The following is a 24,588-nucleotide window of genomic DNA, read 5'->3' as shown; positions in this document are numbered from 1 at the left end:
ATGAATAACAATGTCATCAACCAGACCGGCTCGCATCTCGAGATCGTCTCCTTCCATCTCGGTGAGCAGGAATTCTGTATCGACATCATGGCCATCCGCGAAATCCGCGGCTGGGCGCCTGTTACCCCGATGCCGCATACACCGCCTTACGTTCTCGGCCTGATCAACCTGCGTGGCGCGGTGATCCCGGTCATCGATATGGCCTGCCGCCTCGGCATGAAGATGACCGAGCCGTCCGAGCGTTCCGCCATCATCGTCACCGATATCGCCGGCAAGCTGGTCGGCCTTCTGGTCGAGCAGGTTTCCGACATGATGACGATCAAGAGCGAAGACCTGCAGCCGGCGCCGGAGATCATCCCGGAAACCCAGCGCGCCTTCTGCCGTGGCATCGTCGCCCTGGAGAAGACCATGGTCTGCTTCCTGAACCTCGACACCGTCATCGCCGACGAACTGTCCCGCGAAGCCGCCTAAGGCCTACCGAACATATCAAAAAGCCGCCCGCGACAGATCGTTGCGGGCGGCTTTTTTTTGTAGCTTCGGCAAAGCCTATTCGACGATTTCGACCGAGAATGCGAAGCGGGCCGTGGCCCCTGGCGCAAGAGTCTGCGTGTACGGCCGCGCGGAAAGCTCATTCGAGGCCCCCTTTTCCGCAGCCATGCCGTGCCACGGCTCGACGCAGATGAACGGCGCACCCGGTTTTTGCCACAGCGCCAGATTGGGCAGATTGTCGAAATGGAACTGCATCGCCGGTCCGCCTTCGACGCCGTATCTCAACCCTTTGCCCGCACCTTCAGGAAAGATCATGGCATCCAGCTCGAACATGCTGTGTTCCAGGACGAGGCGACCAGCCTTGAACGGCGAGGAAAGCCTTGCAGGCGCAAGCAGTCCACCCTCCACCCGCGCCAGCTGCGGCTCTGCGCGATTGTCGAGCGTGACGACATGGTCTTGCCCTGCCGCACCCGGCAGCGGCCAGACGAAGGCCGGGTGAAAGCCGATACCGAAAGGCATCGGCCGCCCGTCGCGATTTGTCACCTCGGCGGAAACGGTCAGCACCGGCCCCTCGATGGCGTGCTCCACGGCAAGAAGGAAATCGAAAGGATAGACAGCATTGGTTGCGGGAGAGGACGAAAGCTCATACCGGCACATCGTCTCGTTCGACGATGCAAGGGTAAACTCCGAGCGCCTTGCGAAGCCGTGCTGGCCCATTGCATAGCTTTGACCGTCGATCCCCACGGTATCATCGGGAGCCTTGCCCACGATCGGGAAGAGCACCGGTGAACGACCGCTCCAGAAGGCCGCATCACCACTCCATAGCCAGGACCGCCCATCCCCTGTCGTCAGCGCCTGCATCTCGGCGCCGAGTGAAGAGACATCGACAGTCAGATATTGATTTGCGATCCGTGTGGAGCTTGGCATCGGTGGTCCTCTTCGGTTTGTTCCGGCCGGACCATATCTGCGCCGGCCAGCGATTTCCATCCTCCGAGCAGTGCTGGCGCGACCGCTCACCAAGAGTTGCTCGGCCTCTCCAGCCTATTGCGGCTTGCCGTTTTTCCAGACCACATTCTGCCCATACAGCGAGATGGTCGATATCGCCATTTTAGCCGAGCCGTCGGTCAACTCGCGGGAATGGACAAGGTAGATCAACGTGTCGTTCTGCTTGTCGTAGATCCGGTTGACCACCAGCTTCTTCCAGACAAGCGAGATGCCCGACTTGAAAACCTCGTCGCCTCCCTTCGACAGATCGATGTTGCCGATCTCGATTGGCCCCGTCTGGTGGCAGGAGATCGCGCTGTTGGACGGATCCTCGAACCAGTTGCCGTTCTTGACGCGATCGATAACGCTGCGGTCGAAATAGGTGACGTGACAGGTGACGCCCTTCACCTCGGGGTCGGCCACGGCATCGACGATGATGTCGTTGCCGATCCAGTCAACGCCGACCTTGCCGACGACATCGGCGGAGACCGAGCCGGCGCAAAGACCGACCAGCGAGGCTACAGCAAGCATTGTATTGCGTTTTCTGGACATGACGGCTCCTTGGCTGCTCCGCATCTAAGATAAGTGCGGGGCACGCCTTTGCAAGAAAGGCTAGGCTTTCCCGGGAAGGCTCGCCCTTCCCGGGCCGTGTCAGCCCTTGCGGCAGGTGCAGGGTTCGTAGCCGTTGGCCAACAGCCGGCCTGGCTTCATGCCGATCAAATCAGGAATGGCGTGAACGGCCGCAGCCCCCACTTGCCGGGCGATCTCGATCGCGGCCTGCGCGCAGACCGCAGCGTCTTCGGCGGCATTGTGGTGCGCGAAACGCAGCCCAAGATGCTCCGCGAGGATATTCAGCCGGTGCGAAAGAAAATGCGGCCAGACGCGCTGCGACATCTTCAGGCTGCAGAGATAGGTGAGTTCCGGATAGGATTGACGGTAGAGATCGAGGCACGACCGCCAGACGCTGAAATCGAAGGCCGCGTTGTGGGCAATCATCGTCGCGCCGCGAAAATCATCCTCGAACTCGTCCATCACCTCGGGAAATTCCGGCGCATCCTCGACATGTTCGGGACGGATGCCGTGGATCGCGATGTTCATTCCCGAGAAACGCATCTGCTTGGGACGGATCAGGCGCTCCTCGACGCGTGTGACACGCCCGTCCTCGATCCAGGCGAGTCCGACGGAACAGGCACTGCCGCGCTGCTCGTTGGCCGTCTCGAAATCAATGGCGATAGTCTTCAAGGCAAGGTCCGATTCGATTGCTTCAATCAGGCATAACGCCCCCGTCCTGCCGGTGCAAACATCGGTACCTTGACATCAACAACCCTGTCGCGAGACAGTGCGATCCATGAACAGATCGCTGATGACAGCCACGCTTATGCAGATCACGACGACCCTTACGGGGTTGCCGGGAGCGATGGCGCGTTAGAGCAATCCGTTCATCCCGAAAACCCTGCCGAGGCGAGCAGGGTTTGGGAACCTGCTCTCCTCCTATCAGAAAATGGAGAGTCGAATGTCCGAACCACCCGCGAAACCGATATCCAAAGGTCCGCAAGGACTGCTCATCCGTGCCGTCCGCTCGTCGGATGCCGAGGGATTGACAACGCTTGTCAACCTCCCCGGCTTTCGCGCCGGAACGCTGCGGCCGCCTTACCAGAGCATCGAGGAAACGCGCCGCCATCTCGACAGCGGCAATGCGGATGCCATGCGCCTCGTGGCGGTCATTGACGAAAGCATCGTCGGCGACATCGGCATGACGCGATATCGCGGCCGCCGCAACCATGTCGCAGGCATCGGTATGGGCGTGCATGACGACTTCACCGGCAGAGGCATCGGCAGCGCCCTCCTCGCCGCCGTCATCGATGCCGCCGACAATTGGCTGAACATCAGGCGGCTGGAACTCACCGTCTTCACCGACAATGAACCGGCCATCGCGCTCTACAGGAAATTCGGCTTCGAGACCGAAGGCACGCTACGCGCCTATGCCTTCCGGGCAGGCCACTACGTCGACACCCACGCGATGGCGCGGCTGCGCGACTAGCTGCTCACGCTATCCGCCGATCAAGGCCAGCCACTCATCCTCGTCCATCGTCTGGACGCCAAGTTCGCGCGCCTTGTCCAGCTTCGAACCCGCACCGGGGCCCGCGACGAGGATATCGGTCTTCTTGGATACCGAACCGGCAACCTTGGCGCCGAGGCTTTCGGCTCTCGCCTTCGCCTCGTCGCGGGTAAACTTTTCCAGCGATCCGGTAAAGACCACGGTCTTGCCGGCAACAGGGCTGCCCGATGTTACCGGCTGCTCCGCCACCTCCGGCTTCACCTCCTGCAACAGGCGCGTGATGACCTCGACGTTGCGCGGTTCCTTGTAGAACTCGACGATGGCGCGAGCGACAATCTCGCCAATGCCCTCGATGGCATTCAGATCGTTCCACGCGTCTCCGGTGAGTGGAGCCGCTTCCTTCATTGCTGCCTCGAAGGCTTCATAGGTGCCGTAGGAGCGCGCCAGCAGCTTGGCGGTGGTTTCGCCCACGTGACGAATGCCGAGCGCGTAGATGAAACGGTGCAGCGCAATGTTGCGACGCTCGTTGATCGCTGCGTAGAGCTTGCCGACGCTGACCTTGCCGAAGCCGTCGATGTTTTCGAGCTTGGTGAGCGTCGAATCCGCCTGCCGCTTTTCCAAGGTGAAGATATCTGGCGCGCTGCGGATCTGCAGCGACGGATCTTCGCTTTCGAAGAAGAAGTCCACCTGCTTGGAGCCGAGCCCCTCGATGTCGTAGGCGTTACGGGAAACGAAGTGCTTCAGATGCTCCGTCGCCTGGGCGCGGCAGATGAAGCCGCCGGTGCAGCGCGTGACGGCATCGACCTTTCCGGTCTTCTCGTTCACCTCGCGCACAGCATGCGAACCGCAAACCGGGCAGGTCTTCGGGAAGACATAGGGCTTGCTCTCCGATTCGCGCTTTTCCATCACGACATCGACGATCTGCGGAATGACGTCGCCGGCCCGCTGAACGATCACCATGTCGCCGGTGCGAATGTCGCGGCCCTCGCGCAGCGGCTCGCCGCTGTTGCCGATGCCCTTGATGTAATCCTCGTTGTGCAGTGTCGCATTGGTGACGACGACCCCGCCAACGGTAATCGGCTCAAGACGCGCAACGGGGGTCAACGCGCCGGTGCGCCCGACCTGGATGTCGATCGCCTGCAGGCGAGTGAAGGCCTGCTCCGCCGGAAACTTGTGCGCGGTCGCCCAGCGCGGGCTGCGCGAACGAAAACCGAGGCGGGCCTGCAGCTCGAGACTGTCGACCTTATAGACGACGCCGTCGATGTCGTAGTCGAGATCCGGCCGCTTGAGGCCGATGTCGTCATAGTGGGCAAGGATGTCCGCGACCGAGTTCAAGCGCTTCATCAGCGGATTGACCGGGAAGCCCCATTCCTTGAATGTCTGCACCATCTCGAACTGGGTCTTCGGCAAATCGTTTGGCTCGGATATCTCGCCCCAGGCATAGGCGAAGAATCTCAGCTTGCGGCTGGCGGTCACCTTGGCGTCGAGTTGGCGTAGCGATCCGGCGGCCGTGTTGCGCGGGTTGACGTAGGTCTGCTTGCCCTCCGCCTCCATCTGCTTGTTGAGCGCGAGAAAGTCGCTCTTGGCCATATAGACCTCACCACGCACTTCGACGATGTCAGGCACTCCCGCGGGCAGTGTCTGCGGAATCTCCTTGATGGTCCGGATATTGGCGGTGACGTTCTCGCCTGTCGTGCCATCACCACGCGTCGCCGCGCTCACCATCCTGCCGTTCTCGTAGCGGATTGACATGGAGAGGCCGTCGATCTTCGGTTCGGCGGTAAAGGCGATCGACTGGTCGGGCAGGCGACCGAGGAAGCGATAGACGCTCCCTACGAAGTCCTGCACATCCTCCTGCGAGAAAGTATTGTCGAGCGACAGCATTGGCCGCGCATGCACGACCGATGCGAAGGTGACCGAGGGTGCTGCGCCGACGCGCCGCGAAGGGCTGTCCTCACGAATGAGCTCCGGAAAGCGCGCTTCGATCGCGTCGTTGCGGCGTTTCAGCGCGTCATACTCGGCGTCTGAAATCGCCGGCCGATCCTCGCCGTGATAAAGCGCGTCGTTGCGGGCGATCTCCTTGGCAAGCCGCTCGAGTTCGACGGCGGCTTCCTCGATCGTCAGGGCATCAACGGCTACGGCTTCGGTCGACATAAGGCTCTCGCTCCACGGAATGTGGAGTCGTTTTAGAGCAAAATGGATGGATTGAAAGAGAGCGAGACGACATCTGCAACGCCTCTCCCCAACTCGAGGCTTGCGAGATCAGCCGTTGCCGGCGAGCAGCCGGGCAGCTGCCGCCCTCGCCTCTTCCGTCACCGATGCACCGGCCAACATACGGGCAATCTCTTCCGTGCGGTCACCCGGCTCCATGGTCGCCACGCGCGTCGCGATCTTTTCGGAGCCATCTGAAACGGGTCCCTTCGAGATAAGGAGATGCGTCGCCGCGCGTGCCGCCACCTGCGGCGCGTGCGTTACCGACAACACTTGCACGCGGTCGGAAAGCCGCTTCAGCCGCTGACCGATCGCGTCCGCAACCGCACCGCCGACCCCTGTATCGATTTCGTCGAAAACCAGCGTCGGCGCCGAACCGCGGTCAGCAAGCGCCACTTTCAGCGCCAGCAAGAAGCGCGACAGTTCACCGCCGGAAGCAACCTTCATGATCGAACCGGGACGCGTACCGGGGTTCGTCTGCACGTGGAACTCGACAATGTCTATACCTTCGGCTGCGGCCTCCTCGGGGTCGGTGGTGATCTCCACCATGAAACGCGCCCGCTCAAGCTTCAGCGCCGGCAATTCCGCCATGACGGCAGCCGCGAGGGACTGCCCGGCATGGTGACGCTTCTCGGAGAGCGATCGCGCCGCCACGTCATAGCTTGCCTTGTGGACGCCGACCTCGGCTTCGAGCTTGGCGAGCCTTTCCTCGCCAGCGTCCAGATCCGCCAGATCGTTGATCATGCGCACAGCCAAGGCAGGCAGCTCCGTTACCGGAACAGAATATTTCCGCGAGGCGCCGCGCAGCGCAAACAGCCGCTCCTCGACGCGCTCCAATTCCTTCGGATCGTACTCCGTCTTCCGCAGGGCCGCCTCGACCTCCATCTGCGCATTGGAAAGCTGATCAAGCGCGGCATCCAGAAGCGCCACGGTGTCTTCCAGCAGTCCCGGCGCTTCATGGCTCTTGCGCTCCAGCCTGCGCACCAGCGACGCGATGTGGGGCACGGGAGAGGCATTGCCGTTGAGGAACTCGGAGGCCTCGGCGATATCGCCGGCAATTCGCTCCGCCTTCATCATCTTCTGCCGGCGGTCGGCCAGTTCGTCCTCTTCACCGTCCTGCGGCGAGAGCTTTTCAAGTTCCTCGACCGACGAGCGGATATAGTCCGCTTCGCGAGCAGCGTTCTCGACCTTCTCGCGCTGCTTCTTCAGCGTCCGTTCGGTATCGCGCCACTTACGGTAAAGCTCGGAAACGGCAGCAACCTCGTCGCCGATGCCGGCAAAGGCATCGAGCAGGATGCGGTGGGCATGAGTGTCGACGAGCGCTCGGTCGTCATGCTGGCCATGGATCTCGACAAGCATCTGGCCGGCCTGGCGCATGAGCTGCACGCTGAGCGGCTGGTCATTGACATAGGCCTTGGTGCGGCCGTCGGAGGTCTGCACGCGACGGAAGATCAGATCGCCATCATCGTCTATGCCGTTCTCGCGAAGCAGCCGACGCGCCCTGTGGTCCGGCTCCACGTCGAAGACGGCAGTCACCTGCCCCTTGTCTTCGCCGTGGCGGACAAGGCCACCGTCGCCGCGCCCGCCAAGCGCGAGCGAAAGACTGTCAAGCAGGATGGATTTGCCCGCACCCGTCTCACCGGTCAGAACCGAGAGGCCGGTCTCGAAGGCAAGATCCAGCCGCTCGATCAGGACGATATCGCGGATCGAAAGCTGGATCAGCATTTGGCCTCAGGAACCGAGCAGTTTCTTGCCGGCGGCCGAAATCCACGAGCCCTGATTTTCACGCGGCTCGGTGCCGTTGCTCTTCAGGAGCTTGTAGGAATCTGCATACCACTGGCTGTCAGGATAGTTGTGGCCGAGAACGGCAGCAGCCGTCTGGGCTTCTTCGACGATACCCATCGCGTAATAGGCCTCGACCAGGCGGGCGAGCGCTTCTTCGATCTGGTTCGTGCTCGGATATTTCTCGACGACGTTGCGGAAACGCGAGATGGCGGCAAGGTATTCCTTGCGCTCCATATAGTAGCGGCCGATCTGCATTTCCTTGCCGGCGAGCTGGTCGCGCGCGAAGCGGATCTTCGCCTGCGCATCGTCGACATATTCGGAGTCAGGATAGTTGTCGACGACGGCCTGCATGGCCTCGATCGTCTTGGCCGCTGCGCGCTGATCCTGCGTCACGTCCACGATCTGCTTGGAATAGGTCAAGCCGATCAGATACTGCACATAGGGTGCGTCCTTCGACTTCGGGTACTGCGCCATGTAGCGATTGCCGGAGGCAAGCGCGTCATCCAGGCGGCTCTGGCGGTATTTCACGAAGGTGCTCATCACAAGCGCCTTGCGAGCCCACTCGGAGAACGGGTTCTCCCGATCGATGGCGTCGAACTTGCGCGCCGCCTCGTTCATGTTGCCCGCCTTCATGTTGGCGAGGCCCTGCGTATAAAGAACGTCCGGCGGATCGTTTTCAACGCCGAGCTTGGTAATGTCGATATCGGGGTCCGACTGGCATCCGGAAACCAAGGCACCTGCGCTCAGCACCAAGAGCGATGCGAACAAAGCGCGCGCTGTCTTCATCATACTTTCAGACCCTGCATAACCCATCGGAACAATCCCAACCGCCGCCATCCCTCAACGGCGGCCACGCCTTGCTGGCGTTTCTAGCCACAAATGTATGGCCAGAGCAACGCAATGATGATGCATTAACGCATTTTTGTGGCGGCACCGGCCATAATGTTGAGTTTTGCCCAGAGAAGGACGCATCTGTTGCCGCTAAACATCTGCTGCAAAACACCTATCGGGAATCGCAATGGGCCATCCTCATAAAGAAACCGCCTCCCGAAGGAAGCGGCCCTGGCCTTAAAAAATGCGGTGGAGGTCAAGCCGACCAGGGAGCAAATTCCGGTGCGTTGACCCGGATGAAGTCCCGGGGAGCAACACGCTGGCGCGGTGCAGATGTCTCGACAACTTCATAGGCTGTCGGATCGTTGAGCAGCGCCTTAAGGGCATTGGCATTCATCTTGTGGCCGCCGCGATAAGAGCGGTAGCAGCCGATAAACGGAGCACCGGCAAGCGCCAGATCACCAACGGCATCCAGCGTCTTGTGACGGACGAATTCGTCCTTGGCGTAACGCAGGCCTTCGACGTTGATGACCGTATTGTCGTCGGAGATGACAACCGAATTCTCGAGCGACGAACCGAGCGCGTGGCCAGAGGCCCACAGACGTTCCACATCGCGCATGAAGCCGAAGGTACGGGCGCGCGACAGTTCCGACTTGAACGTCGCAGCGGTCATGTCGCCTTCCCAAGTCTGGCGGCCAATCAGCGGCGTGTCGAAATCGATCTCGACTTCAAAGCGCATGCCGTCATAGGGACGGAATTCGCTCCACGAACCGCCATGTTCGATACGAACCGGCTTGGTGACGCGGATGTAACGACGCTTGACGCCGAGGGATACCAGACCGACCTGCTCGATTGCTTCGATGAAGGGCATGGAGCTACCGTCCATGATCGGCATTTCAGCGCCGTGAACTTCAATCAGGACGTTGTCGAGGCCAAGCGCGTAGACAGCTGCCATGACATGCTCGATCGTCGCGACGGAGCGCGCCGGCGAGAAACCAAGAACCGTGCAGAGGTCTGTATTGCCGACCTGCGAGGAAACGGCACGCAGCTCGGTAACTTCACCGTTCTCGTGCATACGGTTGAATACGACACCAGTATCTGCTTCAGCCGGGTTGAAGGTGATCGAAACGTCAGCACCAGAATGAACGCCGATCCCAGAAAGCGTGACCGGGCGTGATACCGTCGTTTGAAAACCCAACATGCCAATAACCATAAATCTTGCCTTTATTATCCCCGGCGATTCGCTGCGGCTTATCTGCCGAAACCCATCTACCGAGGTTTATTTCGCTCCGTCCAAGTCCTGCAATGAGTGCACGAAGACGGTTTTGTTAGTCCATACATACGTGCGCCCGCGCTCCAATCCAAATCACTGTTTCTTTCGCTTTGTTACGAAAGCATGCTTTTGAAATTGCTGCATAATTTGCCTGAATTTCGGCACCTTGAAACACAGATGCCCGGGAGCGAACTCCCGGGCCTGAGCGTGGCGATTCTGTGTCGACCTCAGTTCGACTGGCGGCGAAGGAAGGCTGGAATTTCCAGCTGATCGTCTTCCTGCATCATGCGGGCCTGAGGAACGCTGCGGCCCTGATCGTCAAGGTTTCCACGGCGCGGAGCGTAAAGGCTGGCTTCCGGAGACAGCGGACGGCGTTGCTGCGATGCAGCGGCCGGTGCCGATGTCATCTCCGGAACGACTTCCTCGTCACGGCGTCCGAGCGAATTGGTGATTCGCTTCAGAAGACCCATCGGACCGCGCTCTTCGTGAACCTGCGCGGCGACTGCAGGCTGTGCGCGGTGGTCGAGCTCGGCCTGAACGACCGGCGGGAAGTCTTCAACCTTCGGCATGCGAACCGGCTGCTGCTGAGCGGCCATCGGCTGCTGCATAACCGGCGCCGGCTGCTGCATGACAGGCGCTGGCTGCTGCATCACAGGAGCCGGTTGGCTCATGATCGGCGCCTGGACAGGAGCCTGCTGAACCGGGGCAGGACGGATGATCGGAGCGGCTTCCGGAGCTGCGAAGATGCGGCTCTGCGGGCGGAAGGTTTCCTGCTGGACAGGCTGCTGTACCGGCGCTGCCGCACGAGGAGCGTGGATTTCGAGTTCACGTTCCATCTCGGCTTCCGCGGTGCGGATCGCCTGTGCGATCGGATCGACGGCCTTCGGTGCCTGCTGCATGACTGGTGCAGGCTGAACTGCGGCCGGAGCCGGAGCAACGGCCGCGGAAGGACGGATAATCGGCTTCTGGACCTGCTGGAAGTTCTTGCCGGAGTCCTGGTTCATCGCACGGTCGATGCCGGTGGCGACGACGGAGACGCGGATGATGCCTTCAAGCGATTCGTCGAAGGTTGCGCCGAGGATGATGTTCGCATCCGGATCGACTTCTTCGCGGATACGGGTCGCAGCTTCGTCGACTTCGAAGAGGGTAAGGTCGCGACCACCGGTGATGGAGATCAGCAGGCCCTGCGCGCCCTTCATCGAGGTTTCGTCGAGCAGCGGGTTTGCGATGGCAGCTTCGGCAGCCTGCATTGCGCGGCCCTGGCCGGAAGCCTCGCCGGTGCCCATCATCGCGCGGCCCATTTCGCGCATGACCGAACGAACGTCAGCGAAGTCGAGGTTGATGAGACCTTCCTTCACCATCAGGTCGGTGATGCAGGCAACGCCCGAATAGAGAACTTGGTCAGCCATCGCGAACGCATCGGCGAACGTCGTCTTGTCGTTGGCAATGCGGAAGAGGTTCTGGTTCGGAATGACAATCAGGGTGTCGACCGACTTCTGCAGTTCCTGGATGCCCGATTCGGCCAGACGCATGCGGCGTCCGCCTTCGAAGTGGAACGGCTTGGTAACGACGCCGACCGTCAGGATGCCCTTGTTGCGGGCGGCCTGCGCGACCACAGGAGCAGCACCCGTACCGGTGCCGCCGCCCATGCCGGCGGTGACGAAGCACATGTGGGTGCCGTTCAGGTGATCGACGATCTCGTCGATGCACTCTTCAGCAGCTGCACGACCGACTTCCGGCTGCGAACCAGCACCCAGACCTTCGGTGACGCTGGCGCCGAGCTGGATGATCCGCTCTGCCTTCGTCATCGTCAGGGCCTGTGCATCCGTGTTGGCGACAACGAAGTCGACGCCCTGGAGGCCTGCGGAAATCATGTTGTTGACAGCATTGCCGCCGCCGCCGCCAACACCGAACACGGTGATCCGCGGCTTCAGCTCTGTGATGTCAGGCTTATGCAGCTTGATAGTCATGGTACCGTTCCTTCTCTTTATGGCCGCATCGCCACGCCGGCCAATTCATTAAATCTCTAGAAGCTTTCCTTCAGCCACTGGCCCATCCGGGCAATGCGGCTGCTATTTCCGCCAAGCGACATGAGCAGACCGCTCTGTGACGCATGTGTTTCCATGTCCGCAACCTGCGGATAGATCATCAGGCCGACAGCCGTCGAAAAGGCCGGGCCCTTGGCCGCCGTCGGCAGGCCCGAGACGCCCATCGGTCGACCGATCCGAACGTTGCGGGCAAGGATCTTGCGGGCAACGTCTGCAAGGCCTGTCAGCTGGCTCGCGCCGCCTGTCAGCACGACGCGCTTGCCGACGATCGGGCTGAAACCGGAACGCTGGATGCGGTCGCGAATCAATTCCATTGTCTCTTCGATGCGGGCGCTGACGATGCGCGACACCAGGGCACGCGGCACCTGTGTCGGCAGATCGCGGTCGTCCTCGCCGATCGGCGGGATCGAGATCAGCTCGCGCTCATCCGAAGAGTTCGGCATGGCCGAAGCGTGAACTACCTTCAGCCGCTCAGCATCTTCTATGCGGGTCGAGAGACCGCGGGCCAGATCGGTGGTGACATGGTGGCCGCCGAGGCTCACGGCATCCGTATGGACCAGCTTACCTTCCGCAAAAACCGAAATCGTCGTCGTGCCGCCGCCCATGTCGATCGCGGCGCAGCCGAGTTCGACTTCGTCGTCGACCAGAGCAGCAAGACCCGATGCGTAGGGCGTCGCAACGATGCCTTCGACCGAAAGGTGAGCGCGGTTGACGCTGAGCTCAAGGTTCTTGAGCGCCGTGCGTTCCGCCGTCACGACATGCATATCGACGCCGAGAACGTCGCCGTACATGGCCAAGGGATCACGGATGCCGCGTTCGCCGTCGAGCGAGAAGCCCGTGGCCAGTGAGTGCAGGACGAAGCGATCCTGGCGCAGCGACTGCTGGCAGGCTGCTGCCAGAACCTTCTTGAGATCGTTGAGCTCGACTTCCTGTCCACCGAGGTCGATGGTCGCGGTGTAGATGTCGCTCGCAAGGCGGCCCGCCGTCAGGTTGACGATCAGGCTCTCGACCGTCAGGCCCGCCATGCGCTCGGCCGCATCGACCGCCAGGCGGATGACGCTCTCAAGCGCATCGAGGTCCGAGATCGCGCCGGTCTTGATACCGCGCGAACGCTGATGGCCGATGCCGATGATTTCGATGTTGTGCGTGCGACCAGGCAGAACCTGGCTCTCCTCGCGCGGCGTCAGCCGCCCGATCATGCAGACGACCTTCGTCGAGCCGATGTCGAGGACGGAAACGACATGCGACCGCTTCGACGAAAGCGGCTTCAGGCGCGGCAATCCAAAGTGGGATGAACCGAACAAGCTCATATATTCTGCCCCGCCTTTTTCAAATCCTTGGTACGCTGATCAAGCACCAGCTGGCGCCGAGCCATCGCCTCGGGGGTTAACTGAATGGCCGTACGATCGGCGAGCCTGAGATCGACTGCCGCGATATCGCGATCCAGCAGATCCTGCTCCTTGGAAAACTTCGAAAGCCGCGCGAGCGCCAAATCGATGTCATCTTCCGGCAGCTTGACGACGACGCCGTTATCCATGTGCAGATCCCAGCGACGACCGGAAACCCATACAAAGGCCTTCACACGCGACTTGATATCCGGCCACTTCGCAAACTCGTCTTCGAGCGAGGCCGCTGCGACTTCAGCGCCGCGTCCGACAACCAGCGGCAACTGCGAGAACTTGTTGTCACGAAGCGGAGCGATGACCGCCCCACCCTTCTCCACCAGAGAGAGCTCCTGCCCGTGCTGCCAGATCGCGTAGGCCTGGCGCTCCTTGAGCTTCACCTCGATCGTCTTCGGATAGACCTTGCGAACCTCGACGTTCTCGACCCAAGGCAGCTTGGCAATCTTCTGGCGGGCAGCGTCCACGTCGAGAGCGACCAGCGAGGTCGTCCCATCAAGCCCGATCAGCTGCAGGATATCGATTTCCGAGGTTTCGGAATTGCCGGAGACCTTCACGTCTTCAATCGCAAAACCGGCGGCCGTCGTCGTCGCCTGCGCAACCACTTCCGTGTGGCCACCCAGAGACATGCCATAGAGGCCGGTCGCAGCAAAAAACGCGAGTGCCGAAACAGTACCGGTGTGCGCCGGAATATGGATACGACCACTTCCCAGACTGACAAGGAAGCGCACAACACGGCGCAGCGGACGCGGCAAAACCATCCGGCCATCACCCTCGGCACACGAAGGCTCGGCATGATGGCTGGGGCGCCCTATCCTTTTGACCGTCACCGAGAACAAGAAGCGTCCTCCACCATCCAACGAAGAAACTCACCGAACGAGTAGCCGGCATGACCAGCCATTTCAGGCACAAGAGAGGTTGGAGTCATGCCCGGCTGGGTATTGATTTCCAGCCAGATGATTTCACCATCTTCGGAGAAACGATCATCGTAACGAAAGTCGGAGCGACTAACCCCACGGCAACCAATTGCTTGATGCGCCCTTAGCGCCAATGATTGTATTTTTTGGTAAATATTCGGTGAAATTTTCGCCGGAATGACATGTTTCGAGCCACCCGCAACGTACTTGGAATCATAATCGTAGAAACTGTGTCCCTGCGGCACGATCTCGGTCACGCCCAGTACACGATCGCCCATGACGCCGCATGTCAGCTCGCGGCCGTGGATGTAACGCTCGACGATAACCTCTTCACCGTAGCGCCATTCGGGCGAGCCGATGATCTGCGGCGGGTTCGCCTGATCTTCCTGAACGATCACGACACCGAAGCTGGAACCTTCGCGCACCGGCTTCACCACATAGGGCGGCTTCATCGGGTGCTCAGTGGGGAAAGCGAATCGATTGATCACCTGCGACTGAGCGACCGGAATGCCGGCCGCGGCAGCAACGCCCTTTGCCTTGCCCTTGTCCATCGCAAGCGCGGACGCAAGCACACCTGAATGCGTATAGGGAATCTCCAGATATTCGAGGATGCCCTGGATCAGGCCATCCTCGCCAAACGGTCCATGCAACGCATTGAACGCGACATCGGGACGAAGCGCCGAGAGCTTTGCCGATACGTCGCGATCAACATCGATACGGGTTACCTGGAAGCCCTCAGCCTCGAGCACATCAGCGCACGCCGCCCCGGACGAAAGGCTGACAGGCCTCTCCGAGGAAAATCCGCCCATCAGGACAGCGACATGCTTGCGACTCATAGGTACCCCCAAAATAACTGGCAGTCTGAAATTCGATGCTTGCTCCAAGCTTGTTTCTCTCCGAATCCCAATCCTTGGCGCCCGTGTATTAGAGCAGCATTATGGTTAACGAAGCGTTTACTTTCGTTAACTTCTGTCCTCTGGGCCGGTACGACGACCCGGCGATCGGGGCAGCGAAAACGCAAAAACCCCGCACCGACGGGCGGCACGGGGTTTTGAAAGAATTAAAGGAATGGGCTCAGGCTTCCTCGCCCACCGCCTTCCAGAGTACGCCGCCGATGATGCCGCCGACGATCGGTGCGACCCAGAACAGCCAGAGCTGTTGTAGTGCCCATCCTCCGACGAACAGCGCCTGGCCAGTCGATCGAGCGGGATTGACCGACGTGTTCGTAATCGGGATCGAAATCAGATGAATGAGCGTCAGCGCCAGCCCGATTGCAATCGGCGCAAATCCGGCAGGTACCCTGCTACTGGTGGAACCCAGGATGATGAAGATGAAGAGCATCGTGAGAACAGTTTCGATCACCAGTGCCGAGGTAAGCGAATAACCGCCCGGCGAGTGCTCGCCATAACCATTGGCCGCAAATCCTCCAAGTTCGAACCCTGCCTTGCCGCTGGCGACGACATAGAGCACCGCCGCAGCGACGATGGCCCCGATGACCTGTACCACGATATAAGGTATCAGGCGCCCGGCAGAGAACTTGCCTGCAACGGCAAGGCCAACCGAGACCGCTGGATTGAAATGGCCGCCGGAAATGCCGCCGACGGCAAACGCCATGGTAAGCACGGTGAGGCCAAAAGCAAAAGCAACACCCACAAAACCTATTCCAAGCTCGGGATATGCCGCCGCAAGTACGGCACTGCCACAACCACCGAACACGAGCCAGAATGTACCAAGAAATTCTGCAACAAGACTTTTCTGCATATTTCCCTCCTGCGCTCAACCAGAGCGTTACTGAAGATTCCGCCCATATTGATTCTGGTCAAGTAACGGCATCGAGAGCCCCCTCGCCGACCGAAATGGAAGCACCCTATTTTTTGTCCGTTTCTTGCGCGTTTTGCATTTGCCCCGAATTAAAATTGCGTTAAGAGCCGGATGCCCTTTGAGGCATAGAATGAAATCCCGAATGGAATGAAAATGTCAGACGCGATATCCAAAGTATCGCCGACCTCCGCATCATCGAACAGTGCACCGCTCAACTCGCCGGCACGCGTTCTGATCGCGAGCCTCGTCGGCACCACGATCGAATTCTTCGATTTCTATGTTTATGCGACGGCCGCCGTGCTGGTCTTCCCGACGCTGTTTTTCCCGAACAGCGATCCGACCACGGCGCTTCTCGCTTCCTTTGCCACCTTCTCGATCGCATTCTTCGCCCGCCCGCTCGGCGCCGTGGTCTTCGGCCACTTCGGCGACAGGATCGGCCGCAAGACGACGCTGGTTGCTGCGCTGCTGACCATGGGTATCTCCACGGTCGTCATCGGTCTTCTGCCCTCTTATGATTCCATCGGCGTACTTGCGCCACTGCTGCTGGCGCTGTGCCGCTTCGGCCAGGGCTTCGGACTCGGCGGCGAATGGGGCGGTGCCGTCCTGCTCGCGACCGAAAACGCGCCGGAAGGCAAGCGCAGCTGGTACGGCATGTTCCCGCAGCTCGGCGCCCCGGTCGGTCTCTTCCTGTCGTCGGGCATCTTCTGGCTGCTGCTGCAGGTCATGTCCCAGGACGCGCTTCTCAGCTGGGGCTGGCGCGTGCCGTTCATCCTGTCGATCATCCTGATCGTCATCGGCCTGTGGGTTCGTCTCTCGATCACCGAGACGCCGGCCTTCCAGAAAGCCATCGACAAGCATGAGCGTGTCGCGGTGCCGGTCGCGGAACTCTTCCGCAAGCACAAGCGTAGTTTGTTCCTCGGCACCTTCGTGGCGCTCGCCACCTTCGTGCTCTTCTACATCGGCTCGGCCTATCTTCTCTCCTACAACGTCAAGGTCCTGAAGATCCCGTTCCTCGACGCACTGGAAATCCAGATCGTCGGCTCGATCGCCTTTGGTATCTTCATCCCGCTCATTGGCAAGCTCGCCGAGCGCTTCGGACGCCGCGAAATGCTGATCCTGACGACCGTCCTGATCGGCGTCTTCTCCTTCTTCCTGCCCGGCCTGATGACCGGCGGTGAAGGCAGCATCGTTGTCTTTGCAATTGTCGCGATGGCACTGATGGGCATGACCTACGGCCTGATCGGCACGGCGCTGGCAGCCCCCTTCCCGACCGCCGTTCGCTATACCGGCGCATCGATCACCTTCAACCTCGCAGGCATCTTCGGCGCATCGCTCGCGCCTTATATCGCCACCTGGCTGCAGGCGAACTACGGGATGACCTATGTGGGCTACTATCTCGGTATCGCCGCAGTCATCACCCTCGTCTGCATCCTGGCCTCGGGCCGCGACGAAGTCTGACGCGACAACGATCTAAAATCAAAGGGCCGCGACGGGAAACCGCCGCGGCCTTTTTTTGTTGCGGTCTGTTAACGCCCTGTCTCTATTTTTCCACCGCATGAAATGCGGAGGCCGGGATGCTGACAAGACGATCGATACTCATGAATGGATTTGGCGCAGGTCTTTCGATGGCGCTGCCGCCATTCGCCCGGGCTGCAGCCATCCCTTCGATCGACGTTACCTTCCTTGTCATCAACGACGTCCACGCCTGCCGTGTTGGCGATGGGCTGAGCCCTAATTGCCTCGCGGAAGGCAAGACCGACGCCAACCTCCTGCGTCACATCAGGGCATTGAACACCATTCATCACCGGACATGGCCCGAAGAGATCTCGGGCAAACCAAGCGGCTTCAGCCTTGCCGGTCAGCCGATCGCCAAGCCGCAGGGGGTGGTCGTATGCGGCGATGTCACGGATGACGGCGGCGGACAGATGGCGGAGTTGAAAGAGGGCTCGCAGCTGCTGCAGTTCTCGCACCGCTACCAGCAGGGCCCCGGTGCCGATCACATCCACTTCCCGGTCTACGTCGGTCTCGGCAACCACGACCTCGACCAGGACGGCAAGCCGCCACAGGTTGATTGGTATCGCGACGAATTGCGCGACTACGTCCAGATGAACCACAAGCCGAGCGTCTTCTTCAAGCCGATCGTCCCGGTGGATAATTACGACGAGGGTTCCGACAACTATTCCTGGAACTGGGGCGGACTTCACCTTATCCAGGCCCAGCGATATGGCGGCGACGACACCAAGGGAACGGCGAGCAGTCTCGACTGGATGAAGCGCGACCTTGCGGCCAATGCGGCCGACGGCCGGCCGGTGGTCATCTTCCAGCACTATGGCTGGGACAGGTTCTCCGTGGAGCGCTGGGATCCGAATGCCAAGACCTTCACCGACAGCGGCAGCGGCGCTCCGCATTGGTGGAGTGATTCAGATCGTCAGGATCTGCTCGCAACGCTCAGAGGTTACAACGTAATCGGCATTTTCCACGGGCATGAACACGAAACGCCGATGGCCTACAGCGTCGGTGAGATGGATATCTTTAAAGCAAAAGCCGCCTACATGGGCGGCTTCTGCCTTGTCCGTGTGACAAGCACGACGATGGATGTTGCAATAGGCGAAGCGAGCGACGATGACGGCGGCGTTGTCTTTACGACCGCCTTCACCAAACGCCTGGCCTAACGATCACTCGGTCGTTGCGCCCTGGAACGGGCGAACCTCGCGGCCCGGCATGAAGACGCCCAGACGCTTGATCTCCCACTCGAGCTTGATCCCGGATTTCTCGAACACCTCGCGGCGCACCTGCTCGCCGAGATATTCGAGGTCATAGCCGGTCGCCTGACCGTTGTTGATCATGAAGTTGCAATGAAGCGACGACATCTGCGCGCCACCGATCACCAGACCGCGGCACCCTGCTTCGTCGATCAGCTTCCATGCGGAATGACCTTCAGGGTTCTTGAACGTCGAACCACCCGTCTTCTCGCGGATCGGCTGCACCGTCTCACGATGACTGCGAACGGCGTCCATTTCCGCGCGAATCTTGGCACGGTCTTCCGCGTATCCTTCGAACAGCACCGAGGTAAAGATCAGGTCGCTTGCCGCAGACGAATGCCGATAGCCGTAGCCCATGTCTGTATTCGACAGCACATGCCTGTTGCCCTGGCGATCAATCGCGGTGACCTCGATGACGCGGTCCCGGGTTTCTGCCCCGTTGGCGCCAGCATTCATCCTGGCGGCGCCGCCGATGCTGCCGGGAATGCCGTAGTAGAAATGGAATCCACCGATGCCGTTGTCCATCGCCATGGCGGCCACGTACTTATCCGGGCAGATCGCACCGGCACGAATCCGGTTTTCACCCGCAAGCTCGACCGAACCGAAACCCTTGGCCGACAGGCGCAGCACAACGCCGGGAATGCCGCCATCGCGAACGAGGATGTTCGATCCAACGCCGACCACCGTCAGCGGAACCTCGGCCGGCAGCAGCTTCAGAAACGCGATGAGATCATCTTCGTCGTGCGGCTGGAACATCAGCTCCGCAAGGCCACCGGCGTGGAACCACGTGACGCGATCCATCGGCGCATCAGGCGTCAGCCTCCCGCGAATGTCCTTTACACCGTCGCCGAGCGACGCAAGCAGCTTTTCCCCATTCACCTGTTTCATGCAGATATTCCCGAAAGGCTTTCCAGTTGCTTGGGCAGCGCTGCCGCCCAGTATGTGATACTCCCAGCCCCCAACAGAACCACAAAATCACCCGGCTTTGCAATCTCTGCGACCATTTGCGCCAAATGCTCCGGAGAAGCGAGGAAGCGCGCGTCGCGATGACCGCCTGATTTGATGCGAGCAACGAGCGTCTCGGCGTCTGCACCCTCGATCGGATCCTCGCCGGCCGCGTAGACGGGCGCGAGGAAAATGCTGTCGGCATCGTTGAAGCACGCGGCGAACTCTTCGAAGAGGCTCGCAAGGCGAGAATAGCGATGCGGCTGATGCACGGCGATGACGCGGCCCTTGCAGGCCTCGCGAGCAGCCTTCAGCACAGCCTTGATCTCGACCGGATGGTGCCCGTAATCATCGAAGATCTGCACACCGTTCCATTCGCCGGTCAGCGTGAAGCGGCGCTTGACGCCGCCGAACGAAGCAAGACCCTTTGCGATATCTTCACTCGATATGCCAAGGCGGTTGGCAACCGCGATCGCGGCGGTGGCATTGGAGATGTTGTGACGGCCGGGCATCGGCATGACGAGATTGTCGAGCCTGATCACCTGTCCGGTGCGGCGGCGACGGATCTCGACGTCGAAAATCGAACGCGGACCATCGATGCGGACATTCATGAAGCGAACGTCGGCCTGCGGGTTTTCGCCGTAGGTCACGATCTTGCGGTCCTCGATGCGGCCAACCAGCGCCTGAACTTCAGGGTGATCGAGGCAGAGCACGCCAAAACCGTAGAACGGCACGTTCTCGACGAACTGGCGGAATGCAGCACGCACCGCGTCGAAGTTTCCGTAGTGGTCCAGATGTTCGGGGTCGATGTTCGTGATGACCGCGACATCGGCGGGAAGCTTGAGGAAGGTACCGTCGGACTCGTCGGCCTCGACCACCATCCACTCACCCTCACCCATGCGGGCGTTGGTACCATAGGCATTGATGATACCGCCGTTGATCACGGTCGGATCGAGCCCACCGGCTTCCAGTAGCGTCGCCACGAGCGATGTGGTCGTAGTCTTGCCGTGTGTACCACCGATCGCGATGGCGTTACGGAAGCGCATCAATTCGGCCAGCATTTCGGCGCGGCGAACGACCGGCAGCAGCTTTTCACGCGCCGCCACGAGCTCCGGATTGTTCTTCTTGATGGCGGTCGACACGACGACGACTTCCGCGTCACCCAGGTTTTCCGCCTTGTGGCCGACAAAGACTTCAATGCCCTTGTCACGCAAGCGTTGAACGTTCGCGCTTTCGGCCTGATCGGATCCCTGCACGCGATGCCCGAGATTGTGCAGCACCTCGGCGATGCCGCTCATACCGATGCCGCCGATGCCGATGAAATGGACGAGGCCGATGGCCTTCGGCATTTTCATGCGCGTTTCCCCTTGAACTCTGCAATTGTACGTCGTGCCGCAATAGCCTCTACCATGTCGGCAAGCAAGTTCGCAGCATCGGGTTTGCCCGCCTGTCTGGCGGCAGCGGCCATTCGCGCAAGCTTTTCGGGGTCGTTCATCACATGGGTCAGGATCGAGGCGATCTTCTCCGAGGACAACTCGGCCTGCACGATCACCTTGGCACCACCCGTTGCCGCCAGCGCCGCGGCGTTCGCCGCTTGGTCGTGATCGAGCGCATGCGGATAGGGAACAAGGATTGCCGGGCGGCCGATGACCGAAATCTCCGAGACCGTCGACGCGCCGGAACGGCAGATCACCAGATGCGCCTTGGCCAACCGCTCGGCCATGTCGGTAAAGAACGGCGCGATCTCGGACGAAGCGCCCATTTCAAGCTTGGCGACACAATCGCCAACCATGCCCATATCCTCGGACCGAACCTGCTGCGTGATCCTGAGACGTCCGCGAAGCGCGTCGTCGAGCAAGCTTATCGCCGTCGGCATCGCCTTGGAGAAATACTGCGCGCCCTGGCTACCGCCGAAGACCACGAGATTGAATGGCTCGCCCGCATGCGACGGCGCATAGGGCGTTTTTGCCGCCTCGATGATCGCGGGACGGACCGGATTGCCTGTCGCCACCGTCTTGTCGGGAAACTGGCCGCCACCATCTGGCAGAAACCCGCCGGCAATCGCCTGAACGCGCGATGCCAGCGCCTTGTTGGCGCGTCCCATCACGGCGTTCTGCTCGTGGATCATGGTGGGCACACCGAGCCGGGTTGCCGCCAGCAACGGCGGCACGGTCGGATAACCGCCAAAGCCGACGACGACGGCTGGCTTCAACCGAGAAATCAGTCTCTTCGCCGCCCGCATGCCGCGCCAGAGCGTCCAGAGCGTACGGGCAACCGCCACCGGGTTTTTCGACGCGATCGTCGCCGATGGCACGACATGGATTTCGTCGGCCGGAAACTTGCCGGCGTAACGCTCGGCGCGGCTGTCGGTGACGAGGTGCACGGAATAGCCGCGCTCCTTCAGCTTGTAGGCCAGAGCTTCCGCCGGAAACACGTGGCCGCCGGTTCCCCCGGCGGCAAGCAGGACGATGCCTTTGCTCATGTACTCTTACTCCGCCGGCATTCCATGCGCGACGCGGAAGAGGCTCCGATCCTGCGCACGCTTTTCCGGCCTGTGACGCGTCAGCGCGAGAATGAACCCGGCGGTGACGCAGATAGCGACCATCGACGAACCGCCATAGGAAATCAGGGGCAGCGTCATGCCCTTGGCCGGCAGCAGTTCGAGATTGACGCCCACGTTGATGATGGACTGTATGCCGATCTGCAGCACGAGACCAGCGACAGCGAACCGATTGAAGTCGTTCCGCTCCTTGTAGGCGTGCGACAAACCGCGAAGGACGAGCACGGAAAACAGCGCCACTAGCGCCATGCAGAAGACGATACCGAATTCCTCGGCTGCGACCGAGAAGATGAAGTCGGTGTGCGCATCAGGGATGATGCGCTTGACGATACCCTCACCCGGCCCCTGGCCGAACCAGTCGCCGCGGATGATGGCTTCGCGCGCGGTGTCGATCTGGAAGGTATCGCCTTCGCCCGTCATGAACTTGTCGATGCGCAAAGCCACGTGCGGGAAGACATAATAGGCACTGACGAGACCGCCCGCGCCAAGAGCCCCGAGCACGATGATCCAGAGCCATGGCATCCCCGCCATGAAGAACATGCCGCCCCAGACGGCGGTGGTCAGGATCGTCTGGCCAAGGTCAGGCTGCGCCACAAGCAGCGCGGCCACGATACCGAAGAGAATGATCGCAAAGAGATTGCCCGGAATTTCCGGCTGGCGCGCGTGCTCGGCAAACAGCCAGGCGCAGACCACGACGAAAGCGGGCTTCATGAATTCCGATGGCTGAATGGAAATGCCGGCAAGCGTCACCCAGCGCCTCGATCCCTTCACCTCGACGCCGAAGAAGAGCGCCAGCAGCATCATCCCCAGCGCGACGATGAGAAGGATGATGGCGGTGCGCCGCACCTGGCGCGGCGTCAGGAACGACAGGCCGAACATCACGCAGAGCGACGGGATCATGAAAGCCGCGTGGCGCTTGACGAAGTGGAATGGCTCCAGCCCGATGCGCTCAGCCACCGCCGGCGACGCGGCGAAGGACAACATGAAGCCGATGCCCATCAGAAAGATGAACATCGCCAGGAAAAAGCGGTCGATGGTCCAAAACCAATCGGCCAGAGGCCCACGTTCCGCGCGGCTTACCATGTCATTTATCTCCTGTTGCCGAACCGATCAGCATGGTGATTCCGTCGAGCGCTGCCACATGGCTGACAAATGCATCGCCCCTGACTTCAAAGTTCTTATATTGGTCGAAGCTTGCGCAAGCCGGGGATAACATCACGGCCGATGGGCCATTTTGATCTTTTTCGGCATCCGCGGCCGCGTGTGCGACGGCTCGTTCCAATGTTCCCGAGATTTCGTAGGCAACGGCGTCCCCCAGGGTCGCCGCAAATTCCGCCGCCGCCTCACCGATCAGGTAGGCCTTGGCGATACGCGGGAAGAAGGGAGCAAGCGTCGTAATCCCGCCAGCCTTCGGCAAGCCGCCTGCGATCCAGTAGATGCGGTCGTAACTCGACAGCGCCGGAGCCGCGGCGTCCGCGTTCGTGGCCTTCGAGTCGTTGACGAAAACGACATTGCCCCGACGACCCACAGGCTGCATGCGATGCTTGAGACCCGGAAACGACGCCAGACCGATACGGATGTCCTCGACGGAGACACCGACGGCCAAACAGGCGGCGATGGCCGCGGCTGCATTCTGGGCGTTGTGGCTCCCGCGCAGGGTCTGGATGCCATCGAGGTTGGCGATCAGATGGGCTGCGCCCTCAGAGGCCTGAAGCAGCTTTGCGCCTTCCGCGTAGATGCCATTGGCCAGCGGCTGGCGTCTGGAAATGCGCATGACCTTGGTCCCAGCCCGCTCGACGTGATCGGCGATCATCTCGCAATAGCTGTCGTCGACGCCGATCACGGCAACGCCACTGCCGGCCACCAGCCGCTCCTTGACGTCGGCATAGTGCTGCATCGTTCCGTGCCGATCGAGATGATCAGGCGTCAGGTTGAGCAGGATCCCGGCGGACGGATTGAGCGTCGGTGCCAGATCGATCTGGTAGGACGAGCACTCGACGACATAAAAGCGCCCGGCCCTCGGTGGCTCCAGCGTCAGCACTGCGGTCCCTATATTGCCGCCGAGCTGCGTATCCCGCCCGCTCGCCTCGAGTATATGCGCGATCAGCGCCGTGGTCGTCGATTTGCCGTTGGTGCCGGTGATCGCGATGAAAGCGCAATCCGGCGCGTGTGCGCGGCGTTCGCGAACGAAGAGTTCGACATCGCCGACGATATCGACGCCTGCGGCGCGCGCCAGATCGACAGTCCAGTGCGGCTTGGGATGCGTCAGTGGCACGCCCGGCGAAAGTACGAAAAGCGACTGGACGCCCCAGTCGATGGTTCTGAGGTCGGCGGTATGAATTCCCTCGGCAGCCGCCTTCGTCACGCTATCAGGATTGTCGTCCCAGGCCGTGACGTCAGCACCGCCAAGGATCAGCGCGCGGGCGGTGGCAAAACCGGAACCACCGAGCCCAAAGAGCGCGACCTTCTTTCCTGCAAGCGTGGTGACCGGGATCATGGCCGT

General features: G+C 60.9%; 21 protein-coding genes. 4 read left to right on the top strand and 17 right to left on the bottom strand.

Annotated elements, in window-relative coordinates:
* Nucleotides 1-471: a chemotaxis protein CheW gene (locus tag A6U87_RS22900; RefSeq protein WP_065693612.1), complete on the top strand. Its 471-nt coding sequence runs from the start codon at nt 1-3 to the stop codon at nt 469-471.
* Between the two features lie 75 nt (nt 472-546).
* On the opposite strand, the gene A6U87_RS22895 is transcribed toward A6U87_RS22900, so the two are convergent.
* The 3 genes from A6U87_RS22895 to A6U87_RS22885 all read right to left on the bottom strand — a co-directional run bounded on the left by A6U87_RS22895 (nt 547) and on the right by A6U87_RS22885 (nt 2,715).
* Nucleotides 547-1,416, bottom strand: coding sequence for an aldose 1-epimerase family protein (locus A6U87_RS22895; RefSeq protein ID WP_065693611.1), 870 nt, complete (start codon nt 1,414-1,416; stop codon nt 547-549).
* Between the two features lie 114 nt (nt 1,417-1,530).
* Nucleotides 1,531-2,025, bottom strand: coding sequence for a CreA family protein (locus tag A6U87_RS22890; RefSeq protein WP_065693610.1), 495 nt, complete (start codon nt 2,023-2,025; stop codon nt 1,531-1,533).
* 99 nt (nt 2,026-2,124) lie between these two features.
* Entirely contained in the window at nt 2,125-2,715 is a 591-nt protein-coding gene (locus A6U87_RS22885; protein ID WP_065693609.1) for a 3'-5' exonuclease, read from the bottom strand.
* A 271-nt stretch (nt 2,716-2,986) separates the two neighbouring features.
* Here A6U87_RS22885 and A6U87_RS22880 point away from each other — a divergent pair, with 271 nt between their 5' ends.
* Nucleotides 2,987-3,514, top strand: a complete 528-nt coding sequence (locus A6U87_RS22880; protein WP_083199652.1) for a GNAT family N-acetyltransferase — start codon at nt 2,987-2,989, stop codon at nt 3,512-3,514.
* Between the two features lie 9 nt (nt 3,515-3,523).
* Here the strand turns inward: A6U87_RS22880 and ligA are convergent, their stop codons facing one another.
* From ligA to aqpZ, 9 genes are all read right to left on the bottom strand, one after another.
* Complete coding sequence (ligA, locus tag A6U87_RS22875; protein WP_065693607.1) at nt 3,524-5,686, bottom strand: NAD-dependent DNA ligase LigA; 2,163 nt, start codon at nt 5,684-5,686, stop codon at nt 3,524-3,526.
* A gap of 108 nt (nt 5,687-5,794) precedes the next feature.
* On the bottom strand, nt 5,795-7,468 hold the full coding sequence (gene recN, locus A6U87_RS22870; RefSeq protein WP_065693606.1) for a DNA repair protein RecN: 1,674 nt from the start codon (nt 7,466-7,468) through the stop codon (nt 5,795-5,797).
* Nucleotides 7,469-7,474: 6 nt separating this feature from the next.
* Nucleotides 7,475-8,341, bottom strand: a complete 867-nt coding sequence (locus A6U87_RS22865) for an outer membrane protein assembly factor BamD (protein ID WP_198928748.1) — start codon at nt 8,339-8,341, stop codon at nt 7,475-7,477.
* A 274-nt stretch (nt 8,342-8,615) separates the two neighbouring features.
* Complete coding sequence (gene lpxC / locus A6U87_RS22860) at nt 8,616-9,572, bottom strand: UDP-3-O-acyl-N-acetylglucosamine deacetylase (protein WP_065693604.1); 957 nt, start codon at nt 9,570-9,572, stop codon at nt 8,616-8,618.
* Between the two features lie 287 nt (nt 9,573-9,859).
* Entirely contained in the window at nt 9,860-11,602 is a 1,743-nt protein-coding gene (gene ftsZ, locus A6U87_RS22855) for a cell division protein FtsZ (protein ID WP_065693603.1), read from the bottom strand.
* A gap of 56 nt (nt 11,603-11,658) precedes the next feature.
* Nucleotides 11,659-12,990, bottom strand: a complete 1,332-nt coding sequence (gene ftsA / locus A6U87_RS22850; RefSeq protein WP_065693602.1) for a cell division protein FtsA — start codon at nt 12,988-12,990, stop codon at nt 11,659-11,661.
* Nucleotides 12,987-13,919: a cell division protein FtsQ/DivIB gene (locus A6U87_RS22845; protein ID WP_065693601.1), complete on the bottom strand. Its 933-nt coding sequence runs from the start codon at nt 13,917-13,919 to the stop codon at nt 12,987-12,989. The genes ftsA and A6U87_RS22845 overlap by 4 nt, the downstream gene beginning before the upstream one ends.
* Nucleotides 13,907-14,833 (bottom strand): D-alanine--D-alanine ligase, encoded by a 927-nt coding sequence (locus A6U87_RS22840; protein ID WP_065693600.1) that lies wholly within the window; start codon nt 14,831-14,833, stop codon nt 13,907-13,909. Before A6U87_RS22840 ends, A6U87_RS22845 begins: the two co-directional genes overlap by 13 nt.
* Nucleotides 14,834-15,071: 238 nt before the next feature.
* Nucleotides 15,072-15,758, bottom strand: a complete 687-nt coding sequence (aqpZ, locus tag A6U87_RS22835) for an aquaporin Z (protein ID WP_065693599.1) — start codon at nt 15,756-15,758, stop codon at nt 15,072-15,074.
* Nucleotides 15,759-15,971: 213 nt separating this feature from the next.
* Between aqpZ and A6U87_RS22830 the strand changes: the two genes are divergently transcribed.
* Together A6U87_RS22830 and A6U87_RS22825 are read left to right on the top strand one after the other, a co-directional pair.
* Nucleotides 15,972-17,276, top strand: coding sequence for an MFS transporter (locus tag A6U87_RS22830; protein WP_065693786.1), 1,305 nt, complete (start codon nt 15,972-15,974; stop codon nt 17,274-17,276).
* Between the two features lie 140 nt (nt 17,277-17,416).
* Nucleotides 17,417-18,490 (top strand): metallophosphoesterase, encoded by a 1,074-nt coding sequence (locus A6U87_RS22825; protein WP_244499562.1) that lies wholly within the window; start codon nt 17,417-17,419, stop codon nt 18,488-18,490.
* Nucleotides 18,491-18,493: 3 nt separating this feature from the next.
* On the opposite strand, the gene murB is transcribed toward A6U87_RS22825, so the two are convergent.
* Genes murB through murD form a run of 5 tightly spaced genes read right to left on the bottom strand, consistent with a single transcriptional unit; the run spans nt 18,494 to nt 24,582 of the window.
* Nucleotides 18,494-19,468 carry a UDP-N-acetylmuramate dehydrogenase gene (murB, locus tag A6U87_RS22820; protein ID WP_065693597.1) on the bottom strand — a complete coding sequence of 325 codons (975 nt, stop codon included), beginning with the start codon at nt 19,466-19,468 and terminating at the stop codon, nt 18,494-18,496.
* Nucleotides 19,465-20,880, bottom strand: a complete 1,416-nt coding sequence (murC, locus tag A6U87_RS22815) for a UDP-N-acetylmuramate--L-alanine ligase (RefSeq protein ID WP_065693596.1) — start codon at nt 20,878-20,880, stop codon at nt 19,465-19,467. The genes murB and murC overlap by 4 nt, the downstream gene beginning before the upstream one ends.
* Entirely contained in the window at nt 20,877-22,007 is a 1,131-nt protein-coding gene (murG, locus tag A6U87_RS22810) for an undecaprenyldiphospho-muramoylpentapeptide beta-N-acetylglucosaminyltransferase (RefSeq protein WP_065693595.1), read from the bottom strand. Before murG ends, murC begins: the two co-directional genes overlap by 4 nt.
* 6 nt (nt 22,008-22,013) lie before the next feature.
* Nucleotides 22,014-23,168 carry a putative lipid II flippase FtsW gene (ftsW, locus tag A6U87_RS22805; RefSeq protein ID WP_065693594.1) on the bottom strand — a complete coding sequence of 385 codons (1,155 nt, stop codon included), beginning with the start codon at nt 23,166-23,168 and terminating at the stop codon, nt 22,014-22,016.
* 1 nt (nt 23,169) lies between these two features.
* Nucleotides 23,170-24,582: a UDP-N-acetylmuramoyl-L-alanine--D-glutamate ligase gene (gene murD / locus A6U87_RS22800; protein ID WP_065693593.1), complete on the bottom strand. Its 1,413-nt coding sequence runs from the start codon at nt 24,580-24,582 to the stop codon at nt 23,170-23,172.
* Between the last annotated feature and the right edge of the window lie 6 nt (nt 24,583-24,588).

This window comes from Rhizobium sp. AC44/96 (assembly GCF_001692185.1).
Classification (GTDB): domain Bacteria; phylum Pseudomonadota; class Alphaproteobacteria; order Rhizobiales; family Rhizobiaceae; genus Rhizobium.
The sequence above is the reverse complement of the archived record's forward strand: the minus strand, read 5'-3'. Positions and strand labels throughout refer to the sequence as shown.

Coding starts and splice junctions, on each gene's coding strand:
- A6U87_RS22900 (WP_065693612.1), top strand. CDS start 1: ATGAATAACAATGTCATCAACCAGACCGGCTCGCATCTCGAGATCGTC.
- A6U87_RS22895 (WP_065693611.1), bottom strand. CDS start 1,416: ATGCCAAGCTCCACACGGATCGCAAATCAATATCTGACTGTCGATGTC.
- A6U87_RS22890 (WP_065693610.1), bottom strand. CDS start 2,025: ATGTCCAGAAAACGCAATACAATGCTTGCTGTAGCCTCGCTGGTCGGT.
- A6U87_RS22880 (WP_083199652.1), top strand. CDS start 2,987: ATGTCCGAACCACCCGCGAAACCGATATCCAAAGGTCCGCAAGGACTG.
- ligA (WP_065693607.1), bottom strand. CDS start 5,686: ATGTCGACCGAAGCCGTAGCCGTTGATGCCCTGACGATCGAGGAAGCC.
- recN (WP_065693606.1), bottom strand. CDS start 7,468: ATGCTGATCCAGCTTTCGATCCGCGATATCGTCCTGATCGAGCGGCTG.
- A6U87_RS22865 (WP_198928748.1), bottom strand. CDS start 8,341: ATGGGTTATGCAGGGTCTGAAAGTATGATGAAGACAGCGCGCGCTTTG.
- lpxC (WP_065693604.1), bottom strand. CDS start 9,572: ATGGTTATTGGCATGTTGGGTTTTCAAACGACGGTATCACGCCCGGTC.
- ftsZ (WP_065693603.1), bottom strand. CDS start 11,602: ATGACTATCAAGCTGCATAAGCCTGACATCACAGAGCTGAAGCCGCGG.
- ftsA (WP_065693602.1), bottom strand. CDS start 12,990: ATGAGCTTGTTCGGTTCATCCCACTTTGGATTGCCGCGCCTGAAGCCG.
- A6U87_RS22840 (WP_065693600.1), bottom strand. CDS start 14,833: ATGAGTCGCAAGCATGTCGCTGTCCTGATGGGCGGATTTTCCTCGGAG.
- aqpZ (WP_065693599.1), bottom strand. CDS start 15,758: ATGCAGAAAAGTCTTGTTGCAGAATTTCTTGGTACATTCTGGCTCGTG.
- A6U87_RS22830 (WP_065693786.1), top strand. CDS start 15,972: ATGTCAGACGCGATATCCAAAGTATCGCCGACCTCCGCATCATCGAAC.
- A6U87_RS22825 (WP_244499562.1), top strand. CDS start 17,417: ATGAATGGATTTGGCGCAGGTCTTTCGATGGCGCTGCCGCCATTCGCC.
- murB (WP_065693597.1), bottom strand. CDS start 19,468: ATGAAACAGGTGAATGGGGAAAAGCTGCTTGCGTCGCTCGGCGACGGT.
- murC (WP_065693596.1), bottom strand. CDS start 20,880: ATGAAAATGCCGAAGGCCATCGGCCTCGTCCATTTCATCGGCATCGGC.
- murG (WP_065693595.1), bottom strand. CDS start 22,007: ATGAGCAAAGGCATCGTCCTGCTTGCCGCCGGGGGAACCGGCGGCCAC.
- ftsW (WP_065693594.1), bottom strand. CDS start 23,168: ATGGTAAGCCGCGCGGAACGTGGGCCTCTGGCCGATTGGTTTTGGACC.
- murD (WP_065693593.1), bottom strand. CDS start 24,582: ATGATCCCGGTCACCACGCTTGCAGGAAAGAAGGTCGCGCTCTTTGGG.